Annotated in this window: 16 protein-coding genes and 1 pseudogene; 5 read left to right on the top strand and 12 right to left on the bottom strand. The window is 36.9% G+C overall.

Going from position 1 to position 19,033, the window contains the following annotated elements:
- Window positions 1-52: 52 nt before the first annotated feature.
- Complete coding sequence (locus ACQKNC_RS10035) at window positions 53-466, bottom strand: hypothetical protein (RefSeq protein WP_427424706.1); 414 nt, start codon at window positions 464-466, stop codon at window positions 53-55.
- A gap of 75 nt (window positions 467-541) precedes the next feature.
- On the opposite strand from ACQKNC_RS10035, the gene ACQKNC_RS10030 reads away from it, so the two are divergent.
- The 3 genes from ACQKNC_RS10030 (at window position 542) to ACQKNC_RS10020 (ending at window position 3,867) form a co-directional block, all read left to right on the top strand.
- On the top strand, window positions 542-2,032 hold the full coding sequence (locus tag ACQKNC_RS10030) for a circularly permuted type 2 ATP-grasp protein (protein ID WP_427424705.1): 1,491 nt from the start codon (window positions 542-544) through the stop codon (window positions 2,030-2,032).
- Window positions 1,986-2,951, top strand: a complete 966-nt coding sequence (locus ACQKNC_RS10025; protein ID WP_427424704.1) for an alpha-E domain-containing protein — start codon at window positions 1,986-1,988, stop codon at window positions 2,949-2,951. The genes ACQKNC_RS10030 and ACQKNC_RS10025 overlap by 47 nt, the downstream gene beginning before the upstream one ends.
- A gap of 61 nt (window positions 2,952-3,012) precedes the next feature.
- Complete coding sequence (locus ACQKNC_RS10020) at window positions 3,013-3,867, top strand: transglutaminase family protein (RefSeq protein ID WP_427424703.1); 855 nt, start codon at window positions 3,013-3,015, stop codon at window positions 3,865-3,867.
- A gap of 273 nt (window positions 3,868-4,140) precedes the next feature.
- Here ACQKNC_RS10020 and ACQKNC_RS10015 read toward each other — a convergent pair whose 3' ends face one another.
- The 7 genes from ACQKNC_RS10015 to ACQKNC_RS09985 form a co-directional block, all read right to left on the bottom strand.
- Window positions 4,141-5,286, bottom strand: a complete 1,146-nt coding sequence (locus ACQKNC_RS10015) for an ABC transporter permease (protein WP_427424702.1) — start codon at window positions 5,284-5,286, stop codon at window positions 4,141-4,143.
- The gene (locus tag ACQKNC_RS10010; protein WP_427424701.1) at window positions 5,286-6,407 is read right to left on the bottom strand and encodes an ABC transporter permease; all 1,122 of its coding nucleotides are present in this window, start codon (window positions 6,405-6,407) and stop codon (window positions 5,286-5,288) included. Before ACQKNC_RS10010 ends, ACQKNC_RS10015 begins: the two co-directional genes overlap by 1 nt.
- 16 nt (window positions 6,408-6,423) lie before the next feature.
- Window positions 6,424-7,359: an ABC transporter ATP-binding protein gene (locus ACQKNC_RS10005; protein ID WP_427424700.1), complete on the bottom strand. Its 936-nt coding sequence runs from the start codon at window positions 7,357-7,359 to the stop codon at window positions 6,424-6,426.
- Between the two features lie 168 nt (window positions 7,360-7,527).
- Window positions 7,528-8,637: a sensor histidine kinase gene (locus ACQKNC_RS10000; RefSeq protein ID WP_427424699.1), complete on the bottom strand. Its 1,110-nt coding sequence runs from the start codon at window positions 8,635-8,637 to the stop codon at window positions 7,528-7,530.
- Window position 8,638: 1 nt separating this feature from the next.
- A complete protein-coding gene (locus ACQKNC_RS09995; RefSeq protein ID WP_427424698.1) occupies window positions 8,639-9,301 on the bottom strand; it encodes a response regulator in 663 nt (220 codons plus the stop codon).
- Between the two features lie 1,045 nt (window positions 9,302-10,346).
- Complete coding sequence (gene fdhA / locus ACQKNC_RS09990) at window positions 10,347-11,561, bottom strand: formaldehyde dehydrogenase, glutathione-independent (protein WP_427424697.1); 1,215 nt, start codon at window positions 11,559-11,561, stop codon at window positions 10,347-10,349.
- A 579-nt stretch (window positions 11,562-12,140) separates the two neighbouring features.
- Window positions 12,141-13,016, bottom strand: a complete 876-nt coding sequence (locus ACQKNC_RS09985) for a tyrosine-type recombinase/integrase (protein ID WP_427424696.1) — start codon at window positions 13,014-13,016, stop codon at window positions 12,141-12,143.
- Window positions 13,017-13,384: 368 nt separating this feature from the next.
- On the opposite strand from ACQKNC_RS09985, the gene ACQKNC_RS09980 reads away from it, so the two are divergent.
- A complete protein-coding gene (locus tag ACQKNC_RS09980; protein ID WP_427424695.1) occupies window positions 13,385-14,179 on the top strand; it encodes an enoyl-CoA hydratase/isomerase family protein in 795 nt (264 codons plus the stop codon).
- A 47-nt stretch (window positions 14,180-14,226) separates the two neighbouring features.
- On the opposite strand, the gene ACQKNC_RS09975 is transcribed toward ACQKNC_RS09980, so the two are convergent.
- Entirely contained in the window at window positions 14,227-15,042 is an 816-nt protein-coding gene (locus tag ACQKNC_RS09975; protein WP_427424694.1) for a hypothetical protein, read from the bottom strand.
- Window positions 15,043-15,263: 221 nt separating this feature from the next.
- Here ACQKNC_RS09975 and ACQKNC_RS09970 point away from each other — a divergent pair, with 221 nt between their 5' ends.
- Window positions 15,264-16,439 carry an aminotransferase class I/II-fold pyridoxal phosphate-dependent enzyme gene (locus tag ACQKNC_RS09970; RefSeq protein WP_427424693.1) on the top strand — a complete coding sequence of 392 codons (1,176 nt, stop codon included), beginning with the start codon at window positions 15,264-15,266 and terminating at the stop codon, window positions 16,437-16,439.
- Window positions 16,440-16,852: 413 nt separating this feature from the next.
- On the opposite strand, the gene ACQKNC_RS09965 is transcribed toward ACQKNC_RS09970, so the two are convergent.
- The 3 genes and pseudogenes from ACQKNC_RS09965 to ACQKNC_RS09955 form a co-directional block, all read right to left on the bottom strand.
- Complete coding sequence (locus ACQKNC_RS09965) at window positions 16,853-17,485, bottom strand: type 1 glutamine amidotransferase family protein (protein ID WP_427424692.1); 633 nt, start codon at window positions 17,483-17,485, stop codon at window positions 16,853-16,855.
- 74 nt (window positions 17,486-17,559) lie between these two features.
- Window positions 17,560-18,522 (bottom strand): helix-turn-helix transcriptional regulator, encoded by a 963-nt coding sequence (locus ACQKNC_RS09960; protein WP_427424691.1) that lies wholly within the window; start codon window positions 18,520-18,522, stop codon window positions 17,560-17,562.
- Window positions 18,523-18,585: 63 nt separating this feature from the next.
- Window positions 18,586-18,975: pseudogene (locus ACQKNC_RS09955) on the bottom strand (recombinase family protein); the annotation flags it as partial.
- Window positions 18,976-19,033 lie beyond the last annotated feature (58 nt).

The following is a 19,033-nucleotide window of genomic DNA, read 5'->3' as shown; positions in this document are numbered from 1 at the left end:
TGACGCAATGTTTATTTAGCGACAGCTAAAATTACGTCAAGGCGAAATGCGTTTACTTAACAAAAATATTATACGTCCCATCCACTTGTTTTGCTAGAGACCAGTTTGTTGAAAGCATATGTTGAAGCTTCTCTATAGTTTCTTCATTACAAGTTAATTGCTCGATTCCTGTTTCTAACAATTGATAATCCTTACCTTCTTCTAATTGAAAACGAAGATATAGTAAACGTTGAATGCCTGGCAAAGTTACATACTTGATACGGTAGTTACCATGCAGAGCGTTCAAGAACAAATGTTCTCCTTCTCGATAAAGTGCCCTTGTTTCGGAAAATTCATAGTTTGGTACTTTTTCCTGCCAAACTGATACATCCCCTGTTCGCAATATGCGCACAATCTCCTCATCAGTAAAATTTAGTTTTGAAAGCTTGTCTAGCTCGTAAGCTTGCATTAAATTAATGATTGTCATTTTTTTAGCTCCTTTTATGTATTCTTCTTAGTTTAACACGTTTTCTCTACTACTTAAATTCGGAGGGCGATCTATATGATGAAGTACTATGAATCTGGTTTGTTTTTTGATGAAATGTTAGATGGCAATCAACCGAAGCCTCATTATCGGTCTTTCCACCATAAGCTCAGTGCTTTCTCAAAGGAACAATTAGATGAAAAATATCAACAAGCACATTCAAGATTCCTTAAACAAGGCATCACATTTACCGTATACGGAGCACAAGGTGGAACAGAGCGGACAATGCCCTTTGATTTTATACCTATTATTATTCCACATGAACAGTGGAAAGTAATTGAATCTGGTGTGAAGCAACGTGTCAAAGCCTTAAATTGCTTTTTACATGATGTCTACCATGAACAGTCTATTTTGGAGTCTGGGCTTATACCGAAACAGTTTGTTGAAAATAATCCGTATTATTATAAAGAAATGCTTGGTGTAAAAGTACCTATCGATAATCATATTTTTTTAGCTGGTATCGATTTGATTCGTGATGAACATGGCGTTTACTACGTGTTAGAAGATAATTTACGCAATCCTTCAGGTATATCTTATGTTTTTCAAAATCGATCTGTTATGAAGGAAGTATATCCTGAATTTTTCTCAAAACATACTATTCAGTCACTTGACAAACAAATGTCCTTTATGAAGAAGGCACTCCTTGCCCACCGACCAACTAGTATGAAGACAAACGTAGAACCTAAAGCTGTCCTATTAACTGCAGGCATGTATAATTCGGCATATTACGATCATGTCTTTTTAGCACAGCAGCTCAATATTCAGCTTGTCGAAGGGCATGAATTAGTTGTACAGGATAATAAGGTGTACATGAAGACAATCTACGGTCTAGAGCAAATTGATATTATTTATCGTCGAATTGATGATGATTTCTTAGATCCTGTTGTTTTTCGTAAGGATTCTTTACTTGGAGTCCCTTATATTATGGATGCTTATAAAGCTGGCAATATTGCTATTTTAAATGCTGTTGGTAACGGTGTTGCAGATGATAAAGCGATGTATGCTTATGTACCGGATATGATTCGTTTCTATTTGAAAGAAGAACCAATTTTACGTAATGTGAAGACCTATCATCTAGCTGATGATAGACAGCGAGATTGGGTCCTTGAGCATATGAGAGAGCTTGTCATAAAAAATGTTAGTGCCTCTGGTGGCTATGATATGCTTATTGGTCCACATGCGAGTGAAGACGAAATTGCTATTTTTCAAGAAAAAATCATGGAAAACCCTTTTCAATATATTGCACAACCTACGATCAACCTTTCTAGAGCTCCTGCTTTCCAGGATGGTAGATTCTACCCTTGCCATGTCGATTTGCGTGTTTATGCGATGAAGGGTGAGGATATTTATGTGCTCCCTGGTGGTTTGTCGCGTGTGGCATTAAAAGAAGGATCTTTAGTCGTGAATTCTTCACAGGGCGGCGGAGCAAAAGATACATGGATATTAAAGGAGGAATTGCAGTATGCTAAGTCGAGTAGCGGATGCACTATACTGGATGGCACGATATAGTGAACGATCACAAACGAATGCACATATACTACAAGTACAGCTGTTGAATATGTTGGAGCAATCTGGGAAAGAAAATGAATACATCGATCATTGGGAAGCCGTGTTGGATATTTGTGCCTCGAAGGAAGAGTATTTGACTTATTATGAGTCAATTCGAGTTAATCCACTTATCGAATATCTACTCTATTCAAATAATAACTGTAATGCCCTCCATACTACTTTACGTGCAGTTAGAGAAAATGCGCGTATAACTCGAGATAGTATCCCGATTGAGCTTTGGGAATTGCAAAATGCCTTCTATCTATCGTTGCAGCATGAAATATTGGAACGTGAAAGACCAATTCCATTAATCGTTCTTAACTCTTTTTTACAAAACGTTCGAAATACTTCATTAACGGTTACAGGGCTAATTGAAGGCTCGATGGATCGAGATTTACCCTTTTATTTCATGCAAGTTGGGAAATGGTTAGAACGTTTAGAAAAGACGATTCGTATGACTTTGATTATACTAGAGCAACATAAGGAAATAGCCGTCTCTTTAATAGAAGCAGACGGATCGTTCTTACTCGATTTATCGAAGGCGACAGAGTCTTATTTGCGAAAAGATCGCCAAACCAATTTACTTTGTGTCATTCAATATTTGTTACAGGATAAGCATTTCCCACGTTCAGTTATGTTTTGCTTACAAAAATTAGAGGAAGCGTTTATTTGTTTAGAAAACGATCCTCTTTCAGCAAGATTTTTAGAGCTTCGTACCCCATTAAAGAGTTTGTTATTTGCCATGATGAATGTAGATTTATGGAATATTACCATAGAGGAAACTATTTTGTTAATGGAGGAAAGATTGTGTCAATGTATTGATTTTGGAAATACATTTTCAACAATTTATCATTTAGATGAACCCAGCGTACAAACTTGAAAGGAATCAACGACAGCTCCCTTTCAACAAGCAAGTCAGTAATCTAAAGGAAGCGGACACAATGAAATTTGAAATTCAACATACTAATATTTTTCAATATGAGTCTGAAGTCGATCAAAGCTTAAATACAATCCGTTTAAAGCCAAGAGGCGATGAGCGTCAGCGCTTATTATCCTATCGAATTGCCATTACACCTTCATCATTAACGCGTGAGCATACAGATATTTGGGGCAATACGGTTGGGACTTTTTATATACCAGAACAGCACCAAGAGCTAGAAATTCAAACGACATCTATTGTTAGTATTCAACGTGCACCCTTTATTCATCGCATTCAATATTCACACGAAATGCAGACGATTTTTCACTCTCAGCTGTTTTATGAGCATTATTTGCCCTATTTAAAGTCTACACATTTTACGTATATGACAGAAAATCAGTTGGAGGAAGTTTATCACGCTATTGGCCATGCTGAAAATCCTGTGCTGTTTTCATTAAATTTAATGCAATATTTATACTCTACTTTTGAATACGTTCCTGGAGCAACCAATGTTACAACAACTGCAAGTGAAGCCTTCGCCCTTAAGCGCGGTGTTTGTCAGGATTTCACACATGTCATGCTTGCGGTGCTAAGGGCTAAAGGAATTCCAGCGCGTTATGTTAGCGGTTATTTATATGTCGATGAAAACTCTGCCCTCGTCGGTGATATTGCAACCCATGCTTGGGTAGAAGTCATGATACCAGGGATCGGCTGGATTGGTTTAGATCCAACTAATAATGTTGAAGTATTAGAAAATCACATTATTTTATGCATTGGTCGTGATTATTCTGATATAAGCCCTGTTGAAGGTGTTTATTCAGGTGGAAAACATGATTTATCAGTTAAAGTGAGCGTTAAAGCAGTGAATCATTTGTGACCCAAAAGTCGGTTCCTTACCAAAAGGAATCCGACTTTTTTAGATGGCTTATTTAGCAACGCTCGCCATTCTAACTTTTTTAAAACATAATTAAATTAGTCAATTCAAAAAACCAGCATTTCAAGAATTGTAATACATGCTACTGTTTTTGTTGCTCCGGATGGGTCGTATTGGAGGGATAATTCTACCACATCTGCTGCAACTCTATTTATGATGCGGTTCACCGCACCTATTTAAGTTCTAGCTGCATTTTTTATAAAAATATAAACTATTTTATGCAAAATTTCGAACATCGTTATTTCGCCCAAATTTATAAACCGAGACTAGAAAAAATACGGCGGCAAATGCTAGTAGAATTAAAAAATTAAGGTAAAGACTGCCAAAATGATGTCCCTGCTGTAGTTGGCTTATGGTATCAAGTACCCATCGCTGCGGCGTAAAGTTGGCAATTTTCTGGACGGTCTTCGGCATAATTTCAAAAGGAAAAAAACAACCTGACAAGAGACACGATGGTGTCAAGATTAAATTTTGCAGCGCACTCGCCATCCCGGAACTGTTAGAAAAGGAAATGAGCATTAGCGATAAACCTGCTGCCACCAAAGCAAACAAGATTAATATGATTGACATTTGCCAAATGGACACATGCATCTCAAAATGGAAGATATTCGTTATAACCAGTAGCGTAAAGATGATTTGGGCAACCATTACTAGCATACTAACGGCGATATTGGCAAGTACATACTTCCTTGCATTAATCGGCGTAGATAACAGACGGAAATAGGTACGATTTTCTTTTTCCTTCATAATGATTCCCGCAAAGTTTCCTGCTGATAATAGCATAATCATTAACAAAAAGCCGATGGTTCTATTTGTCATATTTTTACCTTTTGAGGTATCTTGTAGTGTCTCTACATGAAACTTGAAATCAGCCTGTTGATAGCGGGCGGACATTTTTTGATACGCATCTTGATCACCATTTGCTACCCTATTTAAGGCCATAACATTATCAAGATATTGGTAAAGATATGCTTTTACAAAGCCGGTAACTTCTGCTCCTTTAATCGAGACAAGCTGTATATGGTCCGGGTTTCCGGTTTGAATACTTTCTGAGAAGCCTTCCTCCAAAATAATCGCACAATCTAATTTCCCCGCAGCAATTTGATCCTTCATAGAAGATTCATTGACATTGACCAGGCTCATATTTTTTAAGTATTTTAGAAAATTTACTGTATCTCCCGCAATCTGCCCAGAGTCATGATTGATTACCCCAACTTTCAGTGCTTGTTGGCTGTTTCCTCCATAAGCCATAAAGGCAATGACTATGCCGATGAGCGGCCCACCAAAGTATAGAAAAATATTTCCTTTTTTTCTAAAAGTCACACTAAGAATTTTCTTCATCAGCCAGATTATATCTTTCATCATAATCCCTCCCTTCTTTGGAATGAAATGATGGCAATCGTTAAAAATAGAAGCGCAATCCCAAGATTTAAGGTGATTGGTAGCGTCGCAGCCGATAGGTCATTGGCATAGATGATTTTCGTAATCCCCTGGTTAGACCATGTAAGTGGGGATAAATCCGTTAAAAATTTAAGTGCCCCCGTAGCACCTTCTATTTTGAAATAGGCGCCACCAAAGAATGACACAAGCTGAATCACTAGGGAGATGATTGTTCTTGAAGCCTCATGTGTTTTGGCCATATAGCTAACACCAAGGCCGAAACTGACCGCCAGGAATACTTCCGATATTAGGATAAGAAGAATCCACCCAATATGGCTTCCCCAATCCGCTTTGTACACATAGTGGCTAAAGATGATAATGACAACAATACAGATCATGTTAACAAGAACACAGCCAATAATTTTTCCGAGAAAAATCTCACCTTTTCGAATCGGGGCAGCCAATAATCGAATCGAAGTATGATTGACTCTTTCATCGCGAAAAAGTCCCATTCCATACATCGCCGAATAAAGGGCAATCATCGTCGTCATTACAATAGCAAAGTAGTCCATCGAACTGGGCTCCTTCGTTGACTGCAGTGACTTTTCTGCTATAAAATCATGCTTGGACGGGCTTGCTAAAACGGTACTGACTTTTGCTGGATCAATACTTGCTACTGCTGCCGTAAGATTATATTTATCGGCAAATGTTGTCAGCATCCCTTGGAGAATACTCTCTTCGATGCTATTTTGGCTGCTGCCATATAATTTAAGTCCTTTATTGTTCACCTCAACAAAGGCAGTATAGTGATTTTCTACTACCTGCTTTTGCCCATTCATCCCATCAGCTGCCTTCTTAAAATCAATGCCGGTGTTTTTAGCTTCCTTGATAAATGCTTGAAAATAAGAGGAAATCTCCGAGCTAGCAGTAGTTTTATATAAGACATGAACATTGTCGACTTTAATTTTCTGATCAAAATCTTTAGATAAGGCGGAACCAAGAATCAACATCAAGACAATGGGAAAAGCCATCATTAAAATAAATGTATGGTAATCCCGGAAACTTACTTTAAGTTGATTCCAAATAATGTTAAGTACATTCAAAGAAATAACCTCCTTTCTAATCTCTTAAGTTCCTTCCAGTAAGTGTTAGAAATACGGTTTCCAGATTCGGTTCCTTTTCCTCCAGTGAACTGATTTCAATTCCTTGATTCATTAAATACAAAAGAATATTATTTAAATTGTTTACGTCTATTTCCGAATTGATTTTGATCAGGTTCTCTTCCAAAAGGACAGATTTTACCCCATTGATTTCCTTGATCTTCTCAAAATCGATTTGTTCAATCGATTTTGTCTCAATCCAAATATCCTTTGTATTGGTAATAATTGCGATTAATTGCTCCTTCGTGCCTTCCGCAATTACCTTGCCGTGATCCATAATGGAGATCCGTGTACAGATTTCCTCCACCTCTTCCATATAGTGGCTTGTATAAATAATCGTGCATCCCATCTCATTTAACTTGCGAATCGATTGTAGGATATAGTTCCGCGAATGCGGGTCAATTCCGACCGTTGGCTCATCCATAATAATCAACTTCGGACGATGGGCAATGGCACAAGCAATATTCAACCGTCTTTTCATCCCGCCGGAAAAATTCTTCGGATACTCCTTCTGCTTATCAAGCAGGCCAACAAATTCTAATGCCTTTTGAGCCAGAGCTGTTAATTCCTCCCCTCTTAGCCCATATAATCCGGCAAAAAATTTCACATTTTCAAAAGTAGTGAGTTCTTCATAGATCGCCAAATCCTGTGGCACAATCCCGATATTCATCTTTGCAAAGCGGCTGTGATTCCCGCTGTTTTTCCCAAGAATGTTAATTTCACCTTCGCCGTAGCGCAAGAGCCCGGCAATCAGATTAATAGTGGTACTTTTTCCAGCACCATTGGGTCCTAAAAGACCAAAAATTTCACCTTCGCTTATGGAAAAAGATATATTATCAACAGCAAGAAAATCATCAAACTTTTTTGTTAAATTTTTCACTTCAAGTACCTTCAAATGATTTCACCCCTCGTTAACTTTCTGTCTTCATTATAAAAAAAAGGATGACGCCGCATAAGTGCAACAATTCATCCTTTTTACATGAGAAATTTCATATTTTTATAGTTATCTTTTTCATTGGAACATTGGTTCAGGAACCATGTGTATTTTTCACAATTATATTGTTTACTGGATTGGAATTAACATTGTGACTGAAAAGCCATGGGATCCGTCCACAATAATCTTTCCATTGATTGATGCAGTCCGCTCCTCCATTCCAATCAATCCAAGCCCTTTTTTTACCTTTTGGATTCCAACTCCATTATCTTTCACTTCCACTTTGATCATCGTGTTGAGGACGTGAATTTCAATGGAAACCGTCGTCGCTTCCGAATATTTAAGGGCGTTAGTTAAGGCCTCTGTCAAATTTTCCTGAATAATATTCCACTGAATCGGGGCAATCCGTCCCATATTTCCCTTATAAACAAAGGGCATATCCATCGAATGTTTGGCAGAAAACTCTTCAATGAATAATTTCACCCTATTAATGCCCATTTGTTCTGTAGGCGGTTTCAAATTTTTCAGGGTCATTCGGATATTTTCGATACCCAATTTTGAAATATTAATAGCATTTTGCAACAATTCTAGAGCTTTCACCTGATCAGATTCCACCAGCCGCTTGGCCGCCTCCATTTGAATAAGAGCGCCGGTCATCGCGTGGCCAATTTTATCATGAAATACTTGGGCAAGGCGATTCCTCTCCTCCAATTTAAACGTATATTCAGATTGCCTGATGAATTCATTATTATCATTCAAGCTTTTCGTTATCTTCTGAAGATTTTTCCTCATCATATCCAATTGTTCCTCTTGCCTTTGCAGCCGTGTAATAAACTGTATAAGCATCAAATAGATGAGACAATTTAGAGCTGCCACCAGTCCATATTGAAATCTTAAGTCATCTTGAAGCCAAATAAGCGGCAGAAATACCAAGATTAACATAATAAACCTTTTTTCCAGATTAAAAGGGGAAAATTCGCATACATTTAACGGCAGCAGAAAGATAAAAAATGGATGTACCTTATAAAAGGAAAAAATAATTTGGACCAATGAGAGAACTAGAACAACCTTCTTTATCCTTTGCCGCTTCACGATATAGAGCACAATATTGATGATCAAATAGGTCAGAAGAGAAAAAATAATCCAGGGGATATTCTGGACCGGGAATGTGTCATGAATAAACCAGAGCGACAAATATCCTAATAATATGAGTTTACTAAGAATGATGAAGAATTCCATGTTAGTGAATTCTTCCCGTTAAAAAGTAAATCGCAATTTGCGTGCGATGACTCAACCCCGTTTTATTAAAAATAGAAGTAATATAGTTGGCAATCGTTCCTTCTGAAATATATAGTTGTTTGGAAATTTCCTTATTTGAAAACCCCTTTGAAATTAAAGCCATGATATCCAATTCCCGCTCACTAAACAGGCTCGTATCTACTCTACTTTCCTGCTTATTTTCCATCAAATTGGATTTTATTTTCTCCAACACAACGTCTTGCACGATGGAATTGCCATTATACACACTAGTAATCGCTTCACGAATTCTTTCCGGGTCATTATTTTTCAATAAATAGCCTTTGGCGCCATTCTTAATGGCATCCAAAATATACTCGTCATCATCAAAAGTAGTAATAATTAACGGCTTTGTCTTTGTTTGTTCACTAATTAACTTGGTTGCTTCCACACCATTCATATTCGGCATCCGCACATCTAATAAGACCACATCGATTTCATGCTGTTTACAGTAATCCACCGCCTCTAGCCCGTCATTTACCGCAGCTACCACCTCGAATTCTTCATATGTATTTAAAATTATTTTCATTCCTTCACGAATAAAGGAATTATCATCAGCAATCAGCACTTTGATTTTCAATATCCCACCATCCTCTTCCATTATCATAGCAAGGACGGTGTCATAACGCACTAATAAGTGTTAGAAAACATTCGACTTTTAGGTAAAAATTTGAAAATAAGAACAGTTCCTATAACTCTCCGATTAATCGATGAAATCGACAAAATGCGAGTTCAGACAAACGCTTATAGTAGATAAAGGCGATTGCTACTAATCTATAGCAATCGCCTTTAATACAATCTTATTAACTTATGATACGGTTCCCCATAATGTATCTAAATGAGGTTCGGTACATTTTTTTTTAAAACCAATTCGCTGATTAACTCGCTGGGATGTAAAAACTATAGGCTCTGTTAAACACAATGGTTGATTTAATTAGAATCCATTGAAAAGCTAGTTTCGTCTCTTCTTTTAGAAACAACACAAGCTCCAAGATAATGATAAACAATCAAATACACAGAGTATTATAATATTAAAAAAGTATAAGTTAAATAGTAAGTAAAGAATTTATTGAATTTAATCCATCAAGTACTTGTTTAACTTCAATATTTTTCGACCAATCTTCATCTTCGATTTCTACACGATTATTAACTACAAGCCATAAGTTAAGCTATGGCTGTGCAGCCGCTCTACTAAAACCTATTAACTCTTACTCCTCAAGGTGAATCATATTTACCATTCCTACAAATTGAACCTTCTTTGGCTTTCTAATATGGGCTTCCTTTACTGCTGGTTAAACAAAGTACTATTCCGGCTGGCGGTGTTTGGGTAGATGCTGGACAGCTTGTTTCTTTCACTCCACTTATCTGGTTTTCAAATACTACAACAGTAGATGACTTTTTTGATAGCGTACAATGGTACGAATCCTTACAAAACTGGACAGGACAAGTTCGAAGTGGTTTCTTCATTCAGATACAACCTGAATACAAATATACTTGTGGTAAATAAGCAATGAAAAAAAGGAGACTTTGAGAAATGAAGTTCAAAGTCTCCTTAGAATATCAGCATGCAATCTAGTTCTTATTGAAAAGTAGCCAAAGGTTTGTCCTCTATGCTTATTTCAATTTAACCCCTTAACCCCTGTAGAAATCTCTTACTTTACTAGACCGTGTGGGTCGATGACGAATTTTCTGGCAACCCCATTATCAAAATCTTGATATGCCTTTGGAGCTTCGTCTAATGATATTACTGTAGCATTAACAGCTTTCGCAATTTGAGCTCTTCCACTCAAAATTGCCGCCATTAAATCGCGATGATATTTCATAACAGGTGTTTGACCAGTTACAAAAGTATGTGCTTTAGCCCATCCTAAGCCAAGACGAATTTTTAACGTACCAATTTTTGCATCCTCATCTACTCCACCAGGGTCCCCGGTTACGTAAAGACCTGGTATACCTAAACGTCCTCCAGCACGTGTTATTTGCATAATAGAATTTAAAACAGTAGCAGGTGCTTCAACTGCATTAGCTCCATGGGCAGATGCTTCAAATCCTACACAATCTACAGCACAATCTACTTCAGGTGCTCCAAGTATTTGGTCGATTTGCTCTCCTAGGTTTGAATGATTTCGCAAATTAACTGTTTCGCAACCAAAGCTTCTTGCTTGAGCTAACCTTTCTTCATTTAAATCTCCTACAATTACTACAGCGGCTCCTAGTAACTGAGCTGAATGAGCAGCAGCGAGACCAACTGGACCTGCACCTGCGATATACACAGTTGATCCCGGTTTCACACCTGCACTTACGGCACCATGATATCCAGTTGGAAATATATCTGAAAGCATTGTTAAATCTCTAATTTTCTCCATTGCTTGGTCTTTATCAGGAAATTTTAATAATTGGAAGTCGGCATATGGCACCATTACATACTCAGATTGACCTCCAACCCATCCTCCCATATCGACATAACCATATGCTGAACCAGGACGATCTGGATTTACATTCTCACAAATATGAGTATTCCGCTCCTTACAGCTACGGCACCTACCGCAAGCTATATTAAATGGAACAGAAACTAAATCACCTTTTTTAATAAATTCAACATCTCGGCCTACTTCAATCACTTCTCCTGTAATCTCGTGGCCTAGAACTAATCCTGTCGGAGCTGTAGTTCTACCTCTCACCATATGCTGATCGCTTCCACAAATATTAGTTGTTACTACCTTTAAAATAACACCATGATCACATTTGCGTCCTACATTAAGCGGATTTACCCCAGGTCCATCTCGTAAAACCAAATCTGGAAAACCAATATCTTGCACTTCTACTATTCCGGAGCCCATATAGGCCACAGCTCTATTTCCAACCACTTGCAATTCCTCCCCTATATCATAAATTCATACAATCTATATATACGGCCACTTTGTCCTAATCATTACTATGAAAAATAATATTCGTTCGTTCAAATTATTCATTTCTTGTTTAACGAAATGACTCTATCTCTCACTCTATTTCTCTACTTTACAATTGAATTCACCCATTTCAATTAAGTAGAGGTTTTTTTCCTTGCAAACTACATATGAACTAAAAGAAGAGAGTTAGTCCATAAACTGACTCTCTTCTTTTAGTTCATACTATTAGGTCTTTTTTTCTATTTAATCAACGCTCCATTAAATGAATAGAATCTCACTTACTTGTGGTACGGCTCACCGAAACTAATATGAAATTGTATTACCTATTTTCGAACGTACGTCTATCTCTATTGTTAAATGATAAAACAGTCATTTTCCTTCAAGTAACCTGCACCGTTAGCACAAGAAGTGATTGCTCTTATTGAACAATCGTCCCCCTTACTTTAAGTACATTTATTCATTAGCTATTTAAGGAATGATGCAAGGTGCATATAATAACTTCTTTCAGAAAATGCCATTTTTATAAATAATTCATCTTTATTCAAAACGCCCCTGTCTTTCAGTAAGCACCCATTTTCGAACATAACCCATTTTTTCCTGAATATTTTCGACTGTTTTTTCATTTTGAAATGCCTTTTGCATGACAGTATAGCGCAAATCCGTGGCTCTAACATTTGTTCCAATGTCCTTTGACATCGTTTGGAAAATTCGCTCAATTGTTTTCGTTGAGATGGATTTTGTTTGACTAACCTCACTAACCCAAACCCATTCTCCCGACATTTGTTCAAGTAATTCCTCTGTTGCCACTTTATAATGTGCTAACATGTCCATTAATATCGAAGAAAGCTTTATATCTCTACGCCCATTATGGTTAGAAATGTAAAGCACCGATGAGTCGAAGTGAATATGAGACCATTTCATACGTACAAGCTCTGCTGGTTTACATCCTGTTTCCATCAGTATTTGGACAATGCAACCATTACGTCTTGCCAACCATGCATGCTCCATCGATTTAGCGTATTGAAAATAGGTTGGCCAGACATTCGCAATAGCCATCAGTTGCTTCTTTGTCAGTAATGTTAAAGCCTCTTTATGCTTCTTTTTTGGCTGTAAAATGCTCTCATAGTCAAAGGGCTCAACCCACTCTCTTAGAAAGACAAATTCTGCAAAGCCTCGCAATGTAGCAATTTTATGATTAAATGTGTTGACATTTGTGTAGGTCTCTTTCAAATAATTACTATATATAAATAACAATTCTTTTAAATGATGATCCACGTACAAGTAGTTGTTTTCATGAGCAAACACTAAAAATTGCTGTCCATCTATATTGTACTGCTTTTTAGTAGCAGCACTTTTCTTTAAAGAGATTAAAAGTAATAAATAGCTGTTCCATGCTTCCACAAGTGTGTTCATCTCGTTACCTCCTTAATAACTGTGCGTGTTTTATCTTTAGTTTACTATATTTTAGGAGCGTAAGTTTACTATTAAATTATATAAACCATAATGTCGGATAATCTGTACTATTCATTCGCAATCCCGCTTCCAGTTTCAAATGCTCCTTATACAATGAAGAAACAAATGGTCCTACAGCAGTGTCTCACATCTTTTGTTTTCTTACAATAGTATATTCGCGCTCTCTGTTGTAGTACAATTTCTTTAAAATGGCCCTATTCTTGTATAACAAGGATGATTTACATGAAAATTCGTATAATTTAGTGTTTATTATCGTTTGTGTTATATAATAAGTTTATCAACTATAAAATGTAGGGGGCTTTTCAAGTATGCAAGTAAAAACAACTCGACTTGAAGCAGAAGACGCAAAAATTATTTATCAGGAAACAGCTGGGCTAGCAATTATTACGATCCATCGCCCACAGGCTAAAAACGCACTAACAGCAAATATGTGGGATCAATTAGCTAAAATTGCCCTACAAGTATTAGATAATCCTAAAAATAAAGTATTGATTTTACGCGGCTCTGGCGAAAACTTTACGGCAGGCTCTGATATTAAAGAGTTCAACGCTATTTCCCTTGAAAAAGCCGAAGAAGCGTTTGTACATATGGAAAAAACGATTTCCACAATTGAGCATTTACCCATTCCTACGATTGGCGTAATTAACGGTCCCGCAATGGGTGCTGGTTTAGAGCTTGCATTAGCTTGTGATATCCGCATTGGCTCAGAAAAAGCAAAACTCGGTATCCCTGTCGGTAAATTAGGGATCACCTTAAATAACAAATTTGCACAGCGTTTAGTTCAACTAGTTGGCCCTTCTACGACGAAAGATTTAGTATTTACAGGTCGCATGTTTAAAGCTGAAGAAGCCTTCAAGCTAGGCATGCTTAACTATTTAGTTACAGAAAAAGACTTAAATAAATACATGATTCGCATGGGTAAGCTTGTTGCAGGAATGTCACCTGAATCTTTACTAGCTGTGAAGCAATCTGTTCAAGAATGCGTGGACAGTGTACCAACATTATGGCAAGGTTCAACACCGTTTGTAGGAAAAGATTTTACCGAGGGCTGCCGTGCCTTTGTGGAAAAACGTCAGCCGCAATTTACGCGTCAACCGAAATAACAAACAGGTACTCTGCTCGCCTCTCGCGCGAATGGAGTACCTGCTTTTTAGGATTTTCGTTTTAGCACTACCGACTTTATATTAAGATGAATCGCATCTAATTCATAGCCGAAATGCTGTCGAAATTCTGACTGTATCGTTTTTTGTAATGCATACAATCGATCTGGTAAGGAATAATCAATGGGTAGCTTTAGCTGTAAAAAAATCGTTGCTTGCGCTAGTTCTCCCAATACGAATTGTACGTGCTCGACTTTGTGTACGATATCTTGCTTTACACAGCAATACGTTAGTAGCTGCACATAAACATGCTTTCCAATATCTATATACTCTTGTTGAAAATCAGGGCGAACAATCGTCGTCTCCCCTATTTTTTCACGCTTTGTAGAGAAAATCTCCATCCCTTTTTGAACGAGTCGTTTAAAAAAGTTTTGCTCTACTTGACGGTATGGTATTGGCATCACATGCTTTCCTTGGGTCTGTCGAATAAAGCGAGCTTTATCAATCTCTTTTTGAGAACGCACATCCTCAACATAGTAATATTTATCGATAGGACCAAGCTCTAGCTGTCTGGCTATCGTCTTTGTCATTTTATCGGACGTGCCGATCAGTAAAATCGACTGTACCTTATATGTATCAAGTGCTTTTTTTACTTCCTCACGGTGGGTGTTATCTGAAAAAATGGCTCGACGAACAGCTGTTATCGTATTTTTCTCAAATTTTGCAGAGATCCCTGCTACTTTCATACCATTTACAATGAAAAGACCATCATCAATTAGAGCCTCTACACCGATTTTATGGGCGAATACAAGTGCGCTTGTGCTTTTTCCTGTTCCACTTGGACCGCTTAAAGAATAAACATTCATTACGTACAACTCCCTTCCATTTTATGATAGCAGAATCGTAACATTTTTTCTGTCAAAAATATTATTTTCAGCATTGACTAAAATATTTCCGCTAGTCTACGCACACATCTTCTCCATTTTAGAAATATATTCTTTTTTCAGAATAACTTTCCCTTTATGTGCTTTAGTATGATAAAATTTGAACTACTATTCTGTTATACAACTATAAGGAGTGTACTAGTTTGAAAATCCTACCATCTATAAAAATGTCTTTATTTACACCAGCAATTTTCGGAGATTTAAAAAATCATGCCAAGCAACAAGAAGCTAAAGGTATGAAAATGATTGACTTAAGCTTAGGTAGTCCAGACCTGCCCCCACACGCTAAAATTCGCGAACATTTATCGTATAGAGCGGGTTTAGCAGAATCTTACGGGTATACATTAACAGGCACACAACGTTTTTATGAAGCTGTTAGTCGCTATTATAAACGTCGTAGCCATGTAGAGTTAGATCCCGCTTCTGAAATCATTCAAACAATTGGCTCTCAAGAGGGATTAGTGCATTTACCAATCGCCTTCTGTGATCCAGGAGACATCGTATTATCCACAAACCCAGCTTACGTTGCCTATGATGCAGGAATTCATCTAGCAGGCGCAACACCTTACTATATGCCTCAAACGGCTGACAACGATTATTTACCAGACTTAGATGCTGTTCCTGAAGAAATAGCACAAAAAGCAAAACTACTAATTTTAAACTTACCAGGTAATCCAGTGCCTGCAATGCCTTCGTTAGCCTATTTTGAAAAAGTCATTGCGTTTGCGAAAAAATATAATATCATCGTTTTACATGATGCGGCATACTCTGAGTTCTACTTTACAGGTGATGGTCCAATTAGCTTCCTAGCCGCTTCTGGAGCAAAAGAAGTTGGGATGGAAATTAACTCTTTATCGAAAAGCTTTAGCCTTGCTGGTACACGTATCGCTTATATCGCAGGTAATGCTGAGATGATTTCGATCTTAAAACAATTAAAATCAAATTTAGATTTCGGTATTTTCGAGCCAATTCAAGATGCTGCGGTCGTAGCACTTGATAACGCTGAGGAAATTACGGCAAGCCTACGTGCAACATTCTCAGAACGTCATAAAACATTGATGAACGGCTTACGTGACTTAGGATGGGATGCAGCCCCTTCTGACGGTGGCATGTTCGTCTGGGCAAAATATCCTTACGATATTGACTGCACAGAGCTAGCCTTTAAACTAATTGAACAAGCTGGTATCGTGACAGTCCCTGGTACAGTATTTGGTTCGGCTGGACAAGGCTATTTACGTTTAGCTTTAGTACAACCAAAAGAATTGTTACAGGAAGCTGTTGATCGTTTAGCAAAAGTACAATTTACATCACAAAAATAATCAGATAAACAACATGAAAACCCTTCTAACTTTAATGGTTGGAAGGGTTTTTGCTATAGCTTACTATGTAATCTTCAAGTATCGATATATCAGGAGGACTAATATTTTTAGGTAAAACATCTAAAGAGAAAAAGTATAGCATTGTCGTCTCCTTCCCATCATGAATAAGGTGTCCCCAATTTTCTTTACATTCAAATGCTGTAAGAACGTTATAACCTACTGTCAGCGATTGTTTATTCACCCGCTGACAGTAGGTTAATGGTCGAGTTCCAACTACTTTAAGCAAATCCTTTATATATCCCATAAGGGGGTAGCGTCAGGAAAATGCGGATTTACAACGATAAGGAAAATCCAAATTAAAAAGCCCCACTTCTCTACAAATCAAAATAGAGAAATTGAGCTTTTCAGTTACTTCATTTATTTATTGAATTCATTAACTGGAAGTAGTATTCAGGTTTATGAGTCTTATTTAGGTTATACCATGAATGTAATGCATCTGGTGTAAATACATCTATTTTTTTCAGTACCTCCATTGCAAATTCCAGAGGAGCTATTCCTGATGCAGTAACTAAATTCGCATTAGATACCGCAGATCCCAACTCATAGAACTTTTCTCCTTTATAGTTAGGACATACCATTTTAGTATATTCTAAGTTATTACTTGTATGCTTTCTAGTATCTAAGTATCCCATATTCGCGAGGCCTTCAATTGCACCACAAATTGCAGCAACAATAGTGCCAAGCTTTAAAGCTTCGCCAATTCTTTCCAAGATAGGTTGATGAATTTCTTCACTCCAAGTAGTCCCTCCTGGTAAAATTAAAAGATCTTTACTCTCAAGAGTACATTCATCAAGGGAAATATCTGGTTTTATGCTCAGTCCTCCCATAGTAGTAATCATTTCTTTATTAGCTCCTACTGTAATTACTTTTAAAGGTGCTAAATCTTTTTTGAAATATCTTCCTGAGTTTAGTTCAGCAATTAAATATCCATATTCCCAGTCCGACATTGTATTAAATACATATAGAAAAACTTTTTTTGTTTGCATCCAATAACACTCCACTCACAATTGATATAGCTATTATAATATAACTTCCCTGACAGTTAACGTCAGGGAAGTTATCATACTTGATGAAATTGTATTAATTCCGACAGAACTTCAATAAGTCTTTTCTTAAGACTTATTGGCTCAATAACTTTAATAGATTTATTGTACGGTAAAAGTAAATAAGGTACATATGTATGTAGCATATCTTTTTCAAGAAGAAAAACTGCTTGATTTGAAGTCCGTTCTTGTAAATAATGTCCTAAAAACCAATGTTGGCAAATATCAGCCAATACACTTTTATCCCCATTAATAACCAAAGAAATAATCGCTTCCTTATCTTCTATAGTTGGAAGAAGATTTTTTATAAAAAAGTCACGTGCTGAAAAATTTTCTGGTCGGTTAAACTTATTTTCGGTTAGCATTAGATTTTCAATTCGATCTACTCTAAAACTACGGATATCATTCCTAAGATGACAAAATCCAATCACATACCACTTATTATTCCAATAGATAATTCTGTATGAATCGACCAATCTATAATTTAATTGCTTTTCGCCACTTTTATGGTAAAGAATTTTTACTGAGTACCCTTCAGCTACGGCCTGCTCCAACTCCTTCAAAAAAGGTACCATAGAGAGTGAACTTAATCGACTTATTACTTCAAGACTAGTTAAATGTTGGTTTATCTTTGTTTCCTGCTCTTGATTTGAGTATTTACTTAGTTTTGAAATGGCCCTATTTAGTGCTTCACCACCATAATATCCGGCTTCTTCTGCAAAAACAGCAGCGTGAAATAGTGAAGTTTGCTCCTCAATATCAAAAAAAAGAGGAGCCTCAATAAAATTGTTCAATAAAGTGTATCCACCGTTATGTCCTGGTTCTGAAATTATAGGTACGCCACTTGTTGAAATTGTATCAATATAACGATACACAGTCCTTATATTCATCTCTAACTTTTCTGAAATTTGTTTTGCAGTAATTTTTTCACCTGAACGAAGCATCCATAGAATTGCTAACATATTGTCAATTTTAGGCATATAATTCCTCCTCTATATGAAATTTATTTTCTATTATATATATCCGATTTTTAGTATAACTCATCAACTGTTCCCTTCCGATAGCTTTCTAAATAATGAGGCCCTAGACACATTTGTAATTTCACAAATTTGATTTACAGTCATATCTCCCTCTTTATAAAGCTTTACTGTATAATTCATTCCAGCATGATTTTTATGGTACTTCTTTAACCGACCTTTAAACTTTCCTTCTTTCTAAGCCAGTTCAATCCCTTCACGCTATCGCATACGGATAAGATCACGTTCTAATTGGTTTACAACCGCCATAACCGTAAGGCTGTAGGGATTATCTTCTGATAAATCTAGCCATGTATCTTTTAAGGATTTTAAATTTGCCTTTTTACTCAGTATGTTATCGATTAATTCAAATAAATCTTGTGTACAACGAGTAATCCCGGTTAAGTCCGTAACATAACGTTCGACAATTTAACAAGTTGTTTCCCCTTTCCTTCTATTCCTTTAAACTTGTGTA

The organism is Lysinibacillus sp. NPDC094177 (assembly GCF_050279145.1).
GTDB lineage: Bacteria > Bacillota > Bacilli > Bacillales_A > Planococcaceae > Lysinibacillus.
Note: the sequence above shows the minus strand (reverse complement) of the source record. Positions and strands in the feature narration are given on the sequence as shown.

Coding starts and splice junctions, on each gene's coding strand:
- ACQKNC_RS10035 (WP_427424706.1), bottom strand. CDS start 466: ATGACAATCATTAATTTAATGCAAGCTTACGAGCTAGACAAGCTTTCA.
- ACQKNC_RS10030 (WP_427424705.1), top strand. CDS start 542: ATGATGAAGTACTATGAATCTGGTTTGTTTTTTGATGAAATGTTAGAT.
- ACQKNC_RS10025 (WP_427424704.1), top strand. CDS start 1,986: ATGCTAAGTCGAGTAGCGGATGCACTATACTGGATGGCACGATATAGT.
- ACQKNC_RS10020 (WP_427424703.1), top strand. CDS start 3,013: ATGAAATTTGAAATTCAACATACTAATATTTTTCAATATGAGTCTGAA.
- ACQKNC_RS10015 (WP_427424702.1), bottom strand. CDS start 5,286: ATGAAAGATATAATCTGGCTGATGAAGAAAATTCTTAGTGTGACTTTT.
- ACQKNC_RS10000 (WP_427424699.1), bottom strand. CDS start 8,637: ATGGAATTCTTCATCATTCTTAGTAAACTCATATTATTAGGATATTTG.
- ACQKNC_RS09995 (WP_427424698.1), bottom strand. CDS start 9,301: ATGATAATGGAAGAGGATGGTGGGATATTGAAAATCAAAGTGCTGATT.
- ACQKNC_RS09985 (WP_427424696.1), bottom strand. CDS start 13,016: ATGAACACACTTGTGGAAGCATGGAACAGCTATTTATTACTTTTAATC.
- ACQKNC_RS09980 (WP_427424695.1), top strand. CDS start 13,385: ATGCAAGTAAAAACAACTCGACTTGAAGCAGAAGACGCAAAAATTATT.
- ACQKNC_RS09975 (WP_427424694.1), bottom strand. CDS start 15,042: ATGAATGTTTATTCTTTAAGCGGTCCAAGTGGAACAGGAAAAAGCACA.
- ACQKNC_RS09965 (WP_427424692.1), bottom strand. CDS start 17,485: ATGCAAACAAAAAAAGTTTTTCTATATGTATTTAATACAATGTCGGAC.
- ACQKNC_RS09960 (WP_427424691.1), bottom strand. CDS start 18,522: ATGCCTAAAATTGACAATATGTTAGCAATTCTATGGATGCTTCGTTCA.